12 protein-coding genes are annotated in these 14,149 nt (G+C 59.8%); all 12 read right to left on the bottom strand.

What is annotated here, in order from left to right:
* Positions 1–276 precede the first annotated feature (276 nt).
* Positions 277–1,410 (bottom strand): fimbrial protein, encoded by a 1,134-nt coding sequence (locus tag KHO31_RS12550; RefSeq protein WP_211623431.1) that lies wholly within the window; start codon positions 1,408–1,410, stop codon positions 277–279.
* A complete protein-coding gene (locus KHO31_RS12545) occupies positions 1,407–4,136 on the bottom strand; it encodes a fimbria/pilus outer membrane usher protein (protein WP_211623429.1) in 2,730 nt (909 codons plus the stop codon). Before KHO31_RS12545 ends, KHO31_RS12550 begins: the two co-directional genes overlap by 4 nt.
* 136 nt (positions 4,137–4,272) lie before the next feature.
* Complete coding sequence (locus KHO31_RS12540) at positions 4,273–5,016, bottom strand: fimbria/pilus periplasmic chaperone (RefSeq protein WP_201077175.1); 744 nt, start codon at positions 5,014–5,016, stop codon at positions 4,273–4,275.
* A 77-nt stretch (positions 5,017–5,093) separates the two neighbouring features.
* Positions 5,094–5,660 carry a fimbrial protein gene (locus KHO31_RS12535; RefSeq protein ID WP_201077173.1) on the bottom strand — a complete coding sequence of 189 codons (567 nt, stop codon included), beginning with the start codon at positions 5,658–5,660 and terminating at the stop codon, positions 5,094–5,096.
* A 382-nt stretch (positions 5,661–6,042) separates the two neighbouring features.
* Positions 6,043–7,431, bottom strand: a complete 1,389-nt coding sequence (locus KHO31_RS12530; RefSeq protein ID WP_201085228.1) for an MFS transporter — start codon at positions 7,429–7,431, stop codon at positions 6,043–6,045.
* A gap of 187 nt (positions 7,432–7,618) precedes the next feature.
* Positions 7,619–9,058 carry an NAD-dependent succinate-semialdehyde dehydrogenase gene (locus tag KHO31_RS12525; RefSeq protein ID WP_211623427.1) on the bottom strand — a complete coding sequence of 480 codons (1,440 nt, stop codon included), beginning with the start codon at positions 9,056–9,058 and terminating at the stop codon, positions 7,619–7,621.
* Positions 9,055–10,092: an aldo/keto reductase gene (locus KHO31_RS12520; protein WP_201085158.1), complete on the bottom strand. Its 1,038-nt coding sequence runs from the start codon at positions 10,090–10,092 to the stop codon at positions 9,055–9,057. The genes KHO31_RS12525 and KHO31_RS12520 overlap by 4 nt, the downstream gene beginning before the upstream one ends.
* An 82-nt stretch (positions 10,093–10,174) precedes the next feature.
* Entirely contained in the window at positions 10,175–10,699 is a 525-nt protein-coding gene (fae, locus tag KHO31_RS12515) for a formaldehyde-activating enzyme (protein WP_201085157.1), read from the bottom strand.
* Between the two features lie 628 nt (positions 10,700–11,327).
* Positions 11,328–11,618 carry an H-NS histone family protein gene (locus tag KHO31_RS12510; RefSeq protein WP_201077165.1) on the bottom strand — a complete coding sequence of 97 codons (291 nt, stop codon included), beginning with the start codon at positions 11,616–11,618 and terminating at the stop codon, positions 11,328–11,330.
* A 183-nt stretch (positions 11,619–11,801) separates the two neighbouring features.
* On the bottom strand, positions 11,802–13,001 hold the full coding sequence (locus KHO31_RS12505) for a serine hydrolase domain-containing protein (protein WP_201077163.1): 1,200 nt from the start codon (positions 12,999–13,001) through the stop codon (positions 11,802–11,804).
* Positions 13,002–13,094: 93 nt separating this feature from the next.
* A complete protein-coding gene (locus KHO31_RS12500; RefSeq protein ID WP_201077365.1) occupies positions 13,095–13,298 on the bottom strand; it encodes a hypothetical protein in 204 nt (67 codons plus the stop codon).
* A gap of 516 nt (positions 13,299–13,814) precedes the next feature.
* Positions 13,815–14,075 carry a hypothetical protein gene (locus KHO31_RS12495; protein ID WP_201077161.1) on the bottom strand — a complete coding sequence of 87 codons (261 nt, stop codon included), beginning with the start codon at positions 14,073–14,075 and terminating at the stop codon, positions 13,815–13,817.
* Between the last annotated feature and the right edge of the window lie 74 nt (positions 14,076–14,149).

Raw genomic sequence — 14,149 nt, 5'->3', positions numbered from 1 at the left:
TTGTGGCTACCGGTCTGCACGCCTTGTGCGGCGGCGTCGAGCTGCGGGAATCAGGCCGGAGAACCCTCTTCACAATGGCAATCCGGCCGTCTCGGAACCAGGTCACGAACGAGCGTTCGACAATACGGGAATCGCCAGCGCAGAACAGCGCAGGGAACGAATGATACACGTCATGGGGGCGGACGTATGGAAACGGGGTTTTGGGGACGGATGCGGCGCCTTTGCGCAGGCGCCTGCCGACGTGCTTGCGGGAGGCGCGCTGGCGCCTTCGGTGCTCTACTGATATGACATGGTGAATGTCGCCTTCGCGATCACCGTGCCTGGCTCCATAGCGCCGGTTCGGATGAAGCGTGCGGTCAAGGGCACGTTGACGCGGCCGCCCGCCGCCGGACTGGCCATCACAGAAAACTGATTCTGGTTGCCCGCTATAGCTGAATCAAGCCCAAACGACACCGGATTGTCGTTGTACAGAATCTGATAGCCAAGCCCCTTCGCCGTGGACTCGGTTCCTAACGACAAGGTGTTGCTCGTGTTGGACGGCACAGTAGCGTCGGTCAACGTCATAAAGGCTTTTACGCCGGGATCGCAGTTCAGGCCGATATTGAATGGCGTTGGCCTATCTGTCGATCCGATGGCAGGCATGCGGTTCGTGTTCGCCTGAGACATCGACACGGCGACTGAAGACGTAGTGACCGAGCAAGTCAGTGTGGAGAAGCTTCCGTTCACCGAACCTGTAAATACGTTTCCCCATGTCGTAGACCCGCCTTGATTGTTGACACCGTTCGAAACGGCCAATGTCGGAATCGTCGTAAGCGGGCCAACCGCCCCACTCGAAAGCTTCACGAATTGGGCCGAGACAATCAGTGAATAGTTTTGCCCGGGCGACGCAGCCTGGTGAAGCTGGTGACAAACAACTTGTACTTTGCCGTTGAAAACATTGACAGGCACGCTATTGCAACTGGTCCCCGTACCGTTGGAAATCGTATACCGGACGCCAACGCTGTCGATGTTTGTCTTGAACAGATCCGTATAACCAGACACAAGAGTCGCTGACGACACCTGGAACCACACATAGATGTCACGGTCCGCGCCGGGATCACCGTCGCAGTGGAAGTTCACAGGCGTTGAATAATTTGGCGTAGTACCGCCCACGGTCGCATCTCGACCGAAGCCAGACGTATTGAGCGCAGGAGCGAAATTGAGTGCGGATTGCAGGGAGCAACTGATGGTCGCCGCGTGGGCTTTGGGTGCCCCAAAAGTCAACTGCATCAACGTGAATAACATGACACAAATGACTTTCCATATGGCCGTGTGTCCCGAGACGGACGATGACATAGTCGGACATTCAGCTACCCCATTTAGGCGTTTCGCATTGGCTCGTCGAAAACTGCCATTCAAGATCTGATTCATTTCGATTGCTCCATCTGCATGCTCTGCACCGAATCATGACTAGCAGCGGCATATGCATGGCCACCCACGCAATGGGCTTCCACTGAGGTATAAGCGGCGCCCGCCTTACCCGTCGACTTCGGCAACACATAATCAATCCGGCACTCTTCCGACGCCGCCGAACCCCACTTCACGAACAACGAGCCCTTGTCCTCCAGCCCACGCGCAAAAATCCGGCTGTCCTGTGCAACCACGCCAACCGTGCGTCCATTCCCATCCACCACATCCGCACCGAACGGCAGCGCCTTGTCACCCAGTTGCGGCGCGCGAACCAACGCAGCACGTCCGCTCACGGTCTTGTACTTGATCATCACCACCGAACCGAGGCGCGGCACGGCCTGTTCCGACGTCGATTCAAATTCAACGTCGGTTGAGGTGCCCTTCGGATCGATGTCGACTGTGTTCATGCCGTACGGTGTGAGGTAAGGCACCACCGCGTAACCACGGCCATTGAGCTTGACGCCCGGTGAGCTCGTCACGCTTGCGCCCGCTGCCCCCGGTGCTTCGACGATGCCGAACGTATCGCCGACCGTCTGCGAAAACGTCACGCCGCCCGGATGCGCGACGATCGACCCGCTAACCCCAGCCGACATCTGGCTCGAGCCCGAACCCGCGCTCGCCGACGCCGTCATCTGCGCATATGGCGCGCGCCATGCACCGCTCACGCCGGTGTTGGAAGAACTGCTTCCGTTGCCAGAGCCATACGAGCCGTACGCGTTGTACGAGTACTGGTTGCTATCGCCCAGCGAGCCGCTCACATTGGCCTGCAGGTTCGTGGAGCCGCCCGAGCTAGACAGGTTCGTCGACATCAGCGGCGCATGCTGGCTATGGCCGAGCGGCAGCGTCGTGCTGAGCATGTACTGGTTGGACATCGAGCCGTCCGAGTTGCGGGTACGTCCAGCGGTGATGCTGTACGTGCCGTACTTGAAGCTGTTGGTGTAGCCAGCCTGATAGAACGTATCGCTGCCGCCATGATTCCAGTACTGCTGCGACGAAGCGCTCAGGAACACGGTTCCATGGTCCTTCAGATTCTGGTTGACCGTGAGCTGGAGGCGGTTGCGCTGACGATAGACGGAATTCGTATCACCGCCGTGCATCGCAAGATCGCGCACCGACGCCGCATCCGACAGGTTCATAAACCCTGCTGTCGAGTAGCGGTAAGCTGCCACGGAAATATTGGTGTCCGTCGGATCGATGAACTTGCTGTAGCCGATGCGCAAGCTCGTGCCCCGCATCGTGCTTTGATTCGGGATTTGAGTCTGTGCACCCGTGATATCAGCCGAGAACGCGCCGAACTTCGTATTCAGCGCCGCGCCAACGTCGGCAGCCACATAGCCGTTGGCCGCGACGCCGCCACCGTAGGCCGTCACCAGGTTCGTGAGACCACGTTGCAATGTGAACTGTGCAAAGTTCGGCTTCGTTTCGAGCGAGTCGTTACGCAATTGCCCGGCGGTCACCGAGAAACGCGTCGTGCCGGGCCGCAACGACTGCGCGACTGAAGCAAACGGCACCGTAAAAGTCTTGGTGCGGCCATCCGCCTCGGTCACCGTTACGTCGAGGTTGCCGCCGTAGCCGGTCGCATAAAGGTCATTGATTTCGAACGGACCCGGCGACACGCTGGTTTCATAGATCACCTGTCCGTTTTGCCGGACTGAGACGCGCGCATTCGTTTCCGCCGTGCCACGCACCACCGGCGCGTAGCCGCGCAGGGATTCCGGCAGCATGCGGTCGTCGGTGGCGATCTGCGCCCCACGGAACTGCACGCTGTCGAACACATCACCGGTCGTATAGCCGTCGCCCAACGTCACCTGCGATTTCAACGCGGCAACGTCGTGCTGCACGTAGGTCGCGATGTTGTCGAAATGCGTGCCCTGGCCAGTCTGCTGCGATACCGACGATTGATGGCGGAAATGCCACGCGCCGATATTCACGCCGGCGTTCAGGCCAAGATAGCTTTGCGTCGACTCCATGCCCGACCCGGCGGTGTGATAAGTGTTCGCGTTGTAACCCACGAAGCCCGCATTCACACCGGTTTGCCACATGTCCGGCGGCACGTAGCCGCGTGCGGCGTTGCGCATATATTTCTGCGGAATGCTCAGCACGAGCTTCTGTTCCGAGAAGTCGAAGTCGACCGTCGCATCCGGTACCGTTGTAGCAAGGTCGACGCATTCGTCGGCATTGGCGGCAGCGGCTTCGCCGGACTGTTTTCTGGAGGGCACGTCAGCGCTTGCGCCTGCCTCAGATGACGCACGCGCCGGCAGCTTCGCGCCGGTATCCGCACCCACCTTGGCGAAATCAACGCCAAGCGTTTCCAGCATCTGACGACTGAAGCACGCACGGGCACTCTGACCGTCACGCGTGGCCACGAAGCGCACATCCTGACGCGCCACGCGGACATCGTTGACCCAAAGGTCGACGGCATATACGCCCGCCTCCACTGCATTGCCTCGCGCAAAACGCCCAACGTCCACAGTTTGCTTCGGGTCGGTACGCAGAAACGTCGTGTCGAACTGAACGGCTGCGGCTGCGGCTGTATCGCTGTTCTCTGCTGCACTCACGCTCGCCGACTGGACGCCGCCCAGCACCGCGAACACCGACATAACAACGGCGGTGACCGGGTTCAGGCCGAACGAGCCAGAACATTCACTGGTGCTAGCTTGCGACTGATGACGAGGTGAGAGTTTCATGATTTAACTGACTTCCAATGTCTTGCAACAGGCGTGCATCGTCCTTGTGCGTTGCCTGTGCAACGCACGCCATGTGCTCTAAAGGGGTTAAGCAATAGGGCGGGAGGCTGCCGCCCGAGCGGCCAGTTGCGGCGCTCTATTGGCCGAGTGTCGCGTCGCCGTTAAGGGCGCCACCGTAATCGCTAATCGCGGTGTAGTGAACCTTGGCGCCTGCCGGCACGCCATTCATCCTGGCTACCGGCAAGACCACCGACGCACGCGGCGCAACCATGCCGCCCTGTTCGTTCTTGAACGTGTGACCGCCGCTTTCAATATCGACTTCGCTAAACGAAACGTAGTACGGCGTCGGATTCGATACGCTTACCGCCTGACCCTTGCCATCCGGCGACGCGGCAATCTTCCAGCTCAATTGCGCTGGCGCTTCTTCCGGCTTGCCCGGCAGCTTGGCTGGGCGCACAAACACCTTGATACGGGTGCGATAGGCCAGTTGTAGCGAATTCACGTTAGCGGCAGCATCGGCTTTCGGCGGAATATCCAGCACGTTTAGCCAGTAGACCGATTCACGATCCTGCGGCAGCGCTTCGCCGCTGTACATCACGCGCAGCGTCTGCGCTTTCTTCGGATCCATCCGGAAGATCGGCGGCGTAATCACGAACGGCACCTTGACGTCGCCGGGTTTTGCATCGGCATTACCGTCGTCCATCCATACCTGTACGAGCGACGGATTGTGGCTGTCGTTATCCAGCTTGACTGTGACTTCGCGTTGCTCGAGCGGATACACCACTCGCGTACCGCCGATCGTCACGCTTGCATGTGCGCTGCCTGCTAGCAGCGCACATGCAAAACCGATTCCCATCGTCATTTTTTTTAGCAACTTCATCACAGCACCTTTAAAAGTAATCTTGAAATAAGGCGGTAAAAAAGGCGTTCAGCTAAGCGAACGCCTTCGGTCATCGCTTACTGATACTGCATCGTGTATTGCACCGACGTGCTCACCGCGCCAGGCGTTGCCTTGCCCGTGGCGTAGTACTGCGCGAAGTACTTCATGTTCGCCGCGCCGCCGCTAATCGTTGCACCGTGACCTGCGATGTCGTTGTTCAAACCGGTCGTGATATTGATCGGTTGCAGCGAGGCGTTCAGCAGACGCACCTCGACGTTCGACGCCGGGCCCGAAGCGGCCTGGTTGGTCAGATAACCGGTGCCCTGGTCGACGGTCGGACCGTTTTCAAAGGCGGCAATCGCCTTGGTGGCCGTGCCCGAGCAGCCGCTCAGTGCGAGTGTCATGTCGGTCGGGCTCGACGTGCCGGCAACAGCGCCTTGTGCGGCGAGCGTGCCTGCCGAAACCGTCGGCAGGGTGACAGCCAGGTTAGCGGGAGAGCCCGATGCCGCGCCGTTGATCGAACACGTGGTGTCCGACACCGTACCGGTGAACGTAATCGTGCCGTCCGCCGCGTTGGCGCCGAACGATGCGAGGCCCAACAGACCGCCGGTTGCGATCGCGATTGCGGGGAGGATTGATTTCATGTTTGCTGCTCCAGTGAATAAATAAAATGTTTGGATCGAGGACGAATCGACGTTCAATGAGATTCGCCATTTGCCCCTGGGCGCTCCAATGTTCTACACCGGGAAAATGGCGGTCTTTGCTTCGAACTATTGGCCTCTCGTTCAGGCGCAAAACAATATTAAAATTCCTCGCGACGTAAGTACGTAGGACGATTCCTATTTAATTAAGAATCGCCCTACGAGACGCAAAACACTTCTGACGGGTGATTATTTGGCAGGAACTGGAAATAGGATTTTTCTTAAAAATGCCAGACGGAAGGTCGATCTCAGACGACACAGCGCACGAAAAAAACCCGCCGCACCGTTGCCGGTGCGGCGGGTTTTATCGAAACGCGTGGGTGCGCTAGGCGCCGCTCGCTTCGTTCAACGTCAGGTGCTTTGTCTCCGGCGCCCAGGCGATCGAGACAACCATGCCGATCAGCAAAACAGCTGCAAGCACCATCATGGTCGCGTGAAAACCTAGATGGACGATCCCGAGCGGCAGCAGGAAAGTGCCGACAGCCGAGCCAAGACGGCTACACGCGATCGCAAGTCCAACACCGCATGCGCGTACCTCGGTTGGAAAACATTCCGGCGGAAACACGCCGACCAGGTTCGAGAAAGCAGACATCGTCAGCGTGAAGATTGCGAATGCAACGATCATCGCCAGCGTCGCAGACTCCGGCAGTACGCTCAATGCAACCAGTGACAAGCACGTCACCGCGAACGAACCGATCAGAAACGCGCGGCGCGACAATTTAATCGTGAGCCAGATACCGATCAGCGCGCCAAGCACGAGGAAACCATTCAGCAGGAAGTCCGCGCCCGAACCGTCGTCCAGATGGATGGCCTTGAGGATCATCGGCAGGAATGTGTAAATCGCGAAGTACGGAATCACGAGACACACGAAGAACGCGCAATTGAAGATCGTCCGGCGAATCAGGTCCTTTTTGAAAAGCCGCGCAAAGCCGGTATGTCCATGAGCCGCGTGTTCATCATTGCCGCCATCGAGTGTCACGTTGGAACCGAAGTGCTTCAGTACGATCGCCTTGGCTTCGGCGACGCGTCCTTTGCCGTACAACCACCGCGGCGATTCGGGCGTACCCATGCGAAGAATCAGCACGATCAACGCCGGTACGCCGGCCGATGCTAGCAACCACCTCCATGCATCCGGCGAAGCATCGGCATAGTGCATGCCGAGCACATTGGCCACCACATAGCCGACGGTCCACACCACGCTGAACGAACCGAGCAAGGTGCCACGATGTTTGCGCGGTGAGAATTCGGCGAGAATCGCATGGCCGACTGCGAAATCGCCACCCATGCCGACGCCGATTAGCACGCGCAACACACACAATTCCAACGGCGATCGCACGTAGAACTGTGCAAACGCTGCGGCGGTGATGATCAGGAAGCTCAGCAGAAAGATCTTTTGCCGTCCCAGCCGATCCGACAGCCAACCAAAAACAAGGCTGCCGACAAAGATGCCCATCAGCGCGGAACTGCCGATCATGCCCATCCAGAATGCGTCGAGCGGCATCTGCCGATTCAGCGATGCAAGCGCATAGCCAATCGTGCCGAGTGCAAATCCTTCGGTAAAGTGAGCGCCGAACGTCAAACCGGCGATCTTGACATGGAACGCGTTCAGCGGAACGTCGTCGAGAGGAATGGGGCCGTGCGCGGCCGCCGATGTGGCGGGCGGCAAAGTGGGGGCGAAGCCGAGAGTGGCCGCCTGACTATCCTGATTGCTCACGCTGTCTCCTTCTATGTACGTACGCGGCTGGCACGGCGCCAGCGTGATGCCGGTGCCGTGCCAAGTCGCGAGGTTAGGCTGGTGATTCGCTTCGCTATTCAACTCGTCGTTCGCCTCGCTGTTCGCCGCATGCTTCGACATGCGACGCGCCAGGTGAGCACGAGGGATGAACACGCGGAACGAAGGGCTAGCGGCCGAGCCCGCCCATCATCATGTACTTCAGTTCGGTGTATTCATCGAGTCCATACTTCGAGCCTTCGCGGCCGAGGCCCGACTGTTTGACACCGCCGAACGGTGCAACTTCAGTCGAGAGGATTCCTTCGTTAATGCCAACCATGCCGCTTTCCAACGCTTCCGCGACGCGCCATGCGCGAGCGAGGTCGCGCGTGTAGAAATACGCGGAGAGGCCGAACGGCGTATCGTTGGCGGCGGCAATGGCCTCATCTTCGGACTTGAAGCGGAAACAGGCCGCCACCGGGCCGAAGGTTTCTTCCTCGGCGATCAGCATCGAATTCGAAGCGTTGGCCAGCACAGTCGGCTCATAGAACGTGCCGCCGAGCGCATGCGGCTTTGCGCCAGTCAGCACCTTCGCGCCTTTTTGCAACGCATCGGCCACGTGCGCCTCGACCTTCCTCAACGCCGCCTGATTGATCAGCGGACCTTGCTCGACTTCGCCTTGCAGCGCATTGCCGACACGCATCTTCCGCACGGCTTGTGTCAACGCCGACGTGAACGCGTCGTAGATACCTTCCTGCACATAGAAGCGATTCACGCATACACAGGTCTGTCCGGTGTTGCGGAATTTCGAGGCCATTGCGCCTTGCACGGCGGCATCGAGATCGGCGTCGTCGAAAACGATGAACGGTGCGTTACCACCAAGCTCCAACGACAGCTTTTTCAACGTATCCGCCGACTGCTTCGCGAGCAATTTGCCGACGCGCGTCGATCCAGTGAACGAGAGCTTGCGCACCACATCCGATTCAGTCAGCGCGCCGCCGATCGCCACTGCGTCGCCGGAGACGATGTTGAAGACACCCGGCGGAATGCCGGCCTGCTCGGCGAGGACTGCCAGCGCGAACGCGCTCAGCGGCGTCTCTTCCGACGGCTTGAGCACCATCGTGCAGCCTGCGGCGAGCGCGGGGCCAGCCTTGCGCGTGATCATCGCGAGTGGGAAATTCCAGGGCGTGATGGCCGCGACTACACCGACCGGTTCGCGCGTGACGATGATCTTCGCATTCGGATTCGGACTCGGAATCACGTCGCCGTAGCTGCGTTTGGCCTCTTCGGCGAACCATTCGAAAAAGCTCGCCGCATAACCGACTTCGCCACGCGCTTCGGCAAGCGGCTTGCCTTGTTCGAGGGTCAGCAGTTCAGCGAGCGCGTCGCGGTTCTCGAGCATCAACTCGCCCCATCGCTTCACACGAGCGCCGCGCTCCTTTGCGGTCAACCGGCGCCATGCCGGAAGGGCCCGCTCCGCGGCAGCAATCGCTTGCGTCGTTTCCGCTGCGCCACCTTTCGCGACCTGGGCGATGACGTCGCCTGTCGCGGGGTTCAGAACAGGGTAAGTGCTCGCGCTTTCATACCACTCACCGGCGATATAGTGTCCGGTTCGAAGGAATGCATTCATGCCGCTTGCTCCAGGTTCTCGACAAATGTGCCTTGTGCGAGCCGCGACTCGCGCGCAATTCGCTTCCCCGCGGTGTAGTCGTTGATCAGATCGCACGGTGTGTAATTGCGTTCGAGTTCGAACAGTTCGTCGGCGGAGAGCTTCGTGCCGAGCGCGGCGAGCGCGCTGTCGAATTGCGCGGGCGTATCCGCTCCAACCAGCATGCTGGCGACGCCGCCATGATTCAGCACCCACGCCTGCGCGATCTGTGCAGCCGAAACGCCGCGCCGCGCCGCCACGCGCGCCACCGAAGCAGCAATCTCACGCGACGCCGTATCGCCATACATTTGCGCAGTAAAGAAATCGGTCTGGTTGCGCGTCGAGTTCGGATCGCAGGTCAGCAGACCACGCGCCAGCGGACTGAACACCGACACGCCGACGCCCTGATCCTGGCAGTATGGAATCATTTCGCGCTCTTCCTCGCGGTACGCAAGGTTCAATTGCAACTGCATATTGATCGGCTTGTGCCAGCCATTGCGCTCGCATACTTGCATGATCTTGGCAAACTGCCACGTGTACATCGTCGATACGCCGATATAGCGAGCCTTGCCCGCGCACACGATATCGTTCAACGCACCCATGGTTTCTTCGACTGGCGTATTCACGTCGAAGAAATGCAGCATGTAGATATCGACGTAGTCCATACCGAGGCGCGTAAGCGATGCGTCAATGCCATCCATGATGTGTTTGCGCGAATGGCCGCCGGCGTTCTGATACGCGCCCATGTCGTAACCGACCTTGGTCGTTACAACGATTTCCTCGCGGCGTGCGATGCGTTTGAGAATGCGACCCACGACTTCTTCACCGACACCGGTCGAATAGAAATCGGCGAGGTCGATGAAATTGACGCCGGCTTCCAGTGCGTGACGCACGATCGGCTCGCTTTGCGCTTCGTCGAAAATCCACGGCTTCCATTGTGGCGTGCCCATGTTCATCGTGCCGAGGCACAAACGCGATACCTTCAGGCCCGAGTGGCCGAGGCGAATGTATTCCATAGTGCTTGTCTCCTTCCTGATCGCATCCAGTTGCGCAGGCGGTCGCGCGGCACGCATGGCGCGCGAACCGCGTTGCGCGTGATTAACGTTGTTTGGGGGTGTAGAACGGATTCGAAACGTCGCGGGCGGCGGCAAACACTTCTTCGCGATGCGGCAGGCCCTTCATCGCTGCGAGGATCGCGTTCTTACACGCACGGTAGTTGTTTTCAAAGACCGCATCGAGATCGTCGGTGCCCGGGTTGACCCAATTCGCCGACACCACCACCCAATCGTTTTCGGCTTCCGGCGGCAGCGTGCCGTTTTCCAGCGACTCAGCCACTGCCTTGGCGATGCCGGCCTGCGAGGCGCCCCACGTCGCGTTGCCATGGAAGTCGCCGACGATCTGCGCCTTGTTCACATATAGCGTGAGCGGCTTGGTGGGAACGCCGGGACGCGCGATCACGACGAACGGCGCATGGCCCGCTGAAGGCGTCGCCAATGCGGTGGCAAAGGCCTGCCCCGCCGGCCCGTTGCGCGGACCAACCAGCACGTTGATGTGCGCGAGGTTAACGCCCGGGCCTTCGAAGCCTTCGCCGATAAAGAGTTGTTTGTCCGTCGATACGCTCATGGTCTTTCCGTCGGGGGTGAGGGGATGACCCATTGTGCTGTCCGGTCTTCGCGACCATGTATCGATGAGTTTTGATCCGGGGTATGAGGCGAAATCATCTCCGGGTTTGCCCCGGGTATATGGCGTGGCAAACCACGTAGCGCATCGGGGCACGCACGTGGACGAGCGCAAAGGTGAGAGTTTTCGGGACTCGCGATTGCGAACCTCGAATCGGGGCGAAAGGTGAACACATCAGGGAGCGCTCACGCACCAGCGGCGTGAAGTTCAGTCTCGAGGCAACGTCCGCGGAAAAGGCAGCAAGAGAACCGGACGACGGACTACGCGATTCTTCGGATAGCCTGGGAACGCCCGCCAGCAAAGGCTGGCGCGGGTTTCAAGGAAGGTGGGGCAGTCGCGAGGGACAGCAGGGTCAAGCACACCGCAAGGTGCGTCATCCGATGAAACCAGGCTCACCGAAACAACGAACCCTGGCTCGGGGCGCTTCGCGAAATCCACAGCGCACGTTGCAAGCTCACGCGAAAGGTGAGCATTTTCGGGACCCTCTCAGCGGTGCGAGAAAAACCCGATGCAACTTCACTTTGGAGAAAGCCGGCACGTTGCGAGCGCAAGCGCCATGCACGAAAGAGCTTCAGACTTCGATCAGAAAGCGTTCGCGATTCTTGCCCGCCAGCCAGCCAGGCGAGCGGCCGCGGCCACTCCACGTCTCGCCGGTTTTCGGGTTGCGGTACTTGGCTACCGAAGCCGTTTTGCGTACCGCCGCACGTTTGCTCGTAAAGCCCAGCTCTTCCGCTGTCAGGTCGTATTCGACGATCTTCTGCTTGATCTCGGCGATCGCCTGCGCGATTTCTTTTTCGCGCGCCGCCGCGACTTCCTTGTGGAGCTTTTCGAGCTGGGCAGTCAACTGTTTGTACGAGGCCATGGCGGGTACTCCGATCGATTTGACGAACTGCAGTGCGGACGCCCCGGAGGAAGTTCCGTTGCGGGACACTATCAGACGAATAAAGCGCCGGATAGAGCGGCCCGCGCAGGGCCACCCGCACAGGGTGGCCCGTGACTAACTCCGGTTCAGGGCGCCTGAGCTTAACTGCCGTGGCCAACGCACTCAATCGTCAATTGCATCGTACACGCGGCGTTCAAAATCGACCGCCATCGGAAATGGTTCGACAGCACGCCGCTGAATCAGTATGAGACCGATCAGATCTTCCACCGGATCGGCGAACCAGCTTGTGCCATACGCACCCGGCCAGCCGAACGAACCCATCGAGCGATAGCCGAGCGGCAGCTGCTGCGCAGGATCGTCGACAATGGACAAGCCGAGGCCAAAGCCCTGGCCCGCCCACAACACCTGGCCGAACGCCGGCACGCGGCGCTGGTCGCGGGTCAGAAAATTCGAGCGCATCAAATCGACCGAGCGATGCGACAGCAACCGCGTCGAACCGATGCGTCCACGTCCCAGCAATAGTTGCGCGAACTGCAGATAGTCCTGCGCCGTCGAGACAAGGCCGCCACCGCCGCTCTGGAACCGCTCGGGATTCGCCCAGCGGCTCGTCGACGGATGATCTTCGACCACACGCCGCCGCGTGCCCGGCTCGACACCATAAGCTGTCGCCAGACGCGCGAGCTGCGAGTCGGGCACCCAGAATGCTGTGTCGCGCATGCCGAGCGGTTCGAAAATCCGTGTCCGGAAGAAGTCGCCGAGCCGCATGCCGCTTACGCGCTCGATCAGCACGCCGAGGACATCGGTCGCGATGCCGTAGTGCCAGCGCGAGCCGGGCTGAAACATCAACGGCAAGCTCGCTATGCGCGTCAGCCACGCGCTGGCATCCCCTCGCGCTTCAATACCGTTGAAGGCCGCCGCGTAGGCCTCGGCCAAAGGACCGGTGGCGGTGAAGTGATACGCATAGCCGGCGCGATGTGTGAGCAGATCGAGCACGGTAAGCGGCGCTCGGACCGGGTCGGTTTCGTCGAGCGGGCCGGTGGGATCGCGCAGCACGGATGGCGCAGCCAGTTCTGGCAGCCACAACGAGATCGGTGTGTCGAGTGCGAGCCGGTCCTCTTCGATCAACATCAGGACCGCCGCGCTGGTCACCGGTTTAGTCATCGACGCGATGCGAAACAGCGTGTCACGCTCCATCGGCAACTGCCCGGCTTCGTCGCGCAAGCCGAGCGGCTCGAAATAGCCGATTTCACCGCGCCGCCAGACCAACGAAACGACGCCCGCCACCTCGCCGCGTTCCACATAGCCTTGCATGGCGCTCGTGAGCGCCGTCAGCCGAGTCGCTGAAAGTCCTGCTGGTTGCATGCTCCTCCTGGGTCCGTGGGCGCTACGTTCCCTTATTTTTGCAGAAAACGTTACCCGATCAGACGGTACACGTCACCCTCCCCCCGCGGACGGTCACGGTTTCTGCCGCTCCTCCAACGCCGAGAGGGCTGCGGTCAGCCGTTTGACGCGACTTGCCTGCGCCGGCACGAGGGCTGCCCCGGACACCGAAGCGATGCGGTTACGCCAATAGGACAGCGGGATACGGTCTTCAGCTGAGATATGCGAGATGACATGTTCAAGATGCTCGATATCTCTTTCGAGTTGCTGATGATTCATTGTTTTCCCCGGAATTACTCGTTGAACTCGTTTGAACAGCATAAAGCGTGCCGTAATTACGCGATCCAGTTCACTCAAACGGAAAATCTTTCTCGACCCATTAATTCGGCCCGCCGCAACCCGGCAAAATCTGCGTGAATGTTTTAACTTTGAGCCGGCCAGATGAGGATACTGCGGAGAATCTTCGCGCTCCGTTAGGTGCCGCACCGACTCGAATTAACGACGAAACCGGAGCGCTTTGTTATCGGCGCAAACGGTAAGGGTAATAATCTGGGGGCAGCTTGATAAATATCTATTACGCATCATAACCGTTTCGGCAATGCGCATTAGAGGCAGATATTTATGACGGTCATATGCGTATTGCGTGACATCAGCGCGCCGTGCGGACGTCCAGCCGGGTTGGGCCCGTTCAAACGGAATCCGCGCTGAGAGGGAGACGCCCCGTCATGGCCGGGCGGCGGGATTAAAGGAGGGAAATTGGCAATCCCGTTAAGCCAGCCGTTGGCTGGCTTAACGTCATTTCGCCCGGCAGGCGTAAATCAGACTGAGCGTGCCGTTGTCGCTGGATTGGCGCACGACGTCGAAAGCGCCGCCGCAAGCCGCGTTTGCCTGCTGTGAGCAAGAGTCGGAACCGGCCGGACATTGAACCAGCGTAGTCGGGCGCCCGTCCGACAGAAACAGCGGTGCGCTGCTGCTGCAACCGCCCAACATGGCGACGGCGGGAAGTGCCAGCGCGGCACAAGCCCGGCGCGCGAAAGAGGAGAGACTTCGTTTCATTTGAAACCCCGATCACATCTTGTTTTTCGATCACGCGATTGTGCCACGCGGCAATTACGCTGCGTCACTCGATG

The sequence above is a fragment of the Paraburkholderia domus genome (assembly GCF_905220705.1).
GTDB classification, from domain to species: Bacteria; Pseudomonadota; Gammaproteobacteria; order Burkholderiales; family Burkholderiaceae; genus Paraburkholderia; species Paraburkholderia domus.
The sequence above is the reverse complement of the archived record's forward strand: the minus strand, read 5'-3'. Positions and strand labels throughout refer to the sequence as shown.

Excerpts from the sequence above, each read along its gene's own strand:
- KHO31_RS12520 (WP_201085158.1), bottom strand. The coding sequence starts at position 10,092 with ATGGAATACATTCGCCTCGGCCACTCGGGCCTGAAGGTATCGCGTTTG.
- fae (WP_201085157.1), bottom strand. The coding sequence starts at position 10,699 with ATGAGCGTATCGACGGACAAACAACTCTTTATCGGCGAAGGCTTCGAA.
- KHO31_RS12525 (WP_211623427.1), bottom strand. The coding sequence starts at position 9,058 with ATGAATGCATTCCTTCGAACCGGACACTATATCGCCGGTGAGTGGTAT.
- KHO31_RS12510 (WP_201077165.1), bottom strand. The coding sequence starts at position 11,618 with ATGGCCTCGTACAAACAGTTGACTGCCCAGCTCGAAAAGCTCCACAAG.
- KHO31_RS12545 (WP_211623429.1), bottom strand. The coding sequence starts at position 4,136 with ATGAAACTCTCACCTCGTCATCAGTCGCAAGCTAGCACCAGTGAATGT.
- KHO31_RS12550 (WP_211623431.1), bottom strand. The coding sequence starts at position 1,410 with ATGAATCAGATCTTGAATGGCAGTTTTCGACGAGCCAATGCGAAACGC.
- KHO31_RS12500 (WP_201077365.1), bottom strand. The coding sequence starts at position 13,298 with ATGAATCATCAGCAACTCGAAAGAGATATCGAGCATCTTGAACATGTC.
- KHO31_RS12535 (WP_201077173.1), bottom strand. The coding sequence starts at position 5,660 with ATGAAATCAATCCTCCCCGCAATCGCGATCGCAACCGGCGGTCTGTTG.
- KHO31_RS12495 (WP_201077161.1), bottom strand. The coding sequence starts at position 14,075 with ATGAAACGAAGTCTCTCCTCTTTCGCGCGCCGGGCTTGTGCCGCGCTG.
- KHO31_RS12505 (WP_201077163.1), bottom strand. The coding sequence starts at position 13,001 with ATGCAACCAGCAGGACTTTCAGCGACTCGGCTGACGGCGCTCACGAGC.
- KHO31_RS12540 (WP_201077175.1), bottom strand. The coding sequence starts at position 5,016 with ATGAAGTTGCTAAAAAAAATGACGATGGGAATCGGTTTTGCATGTGCG.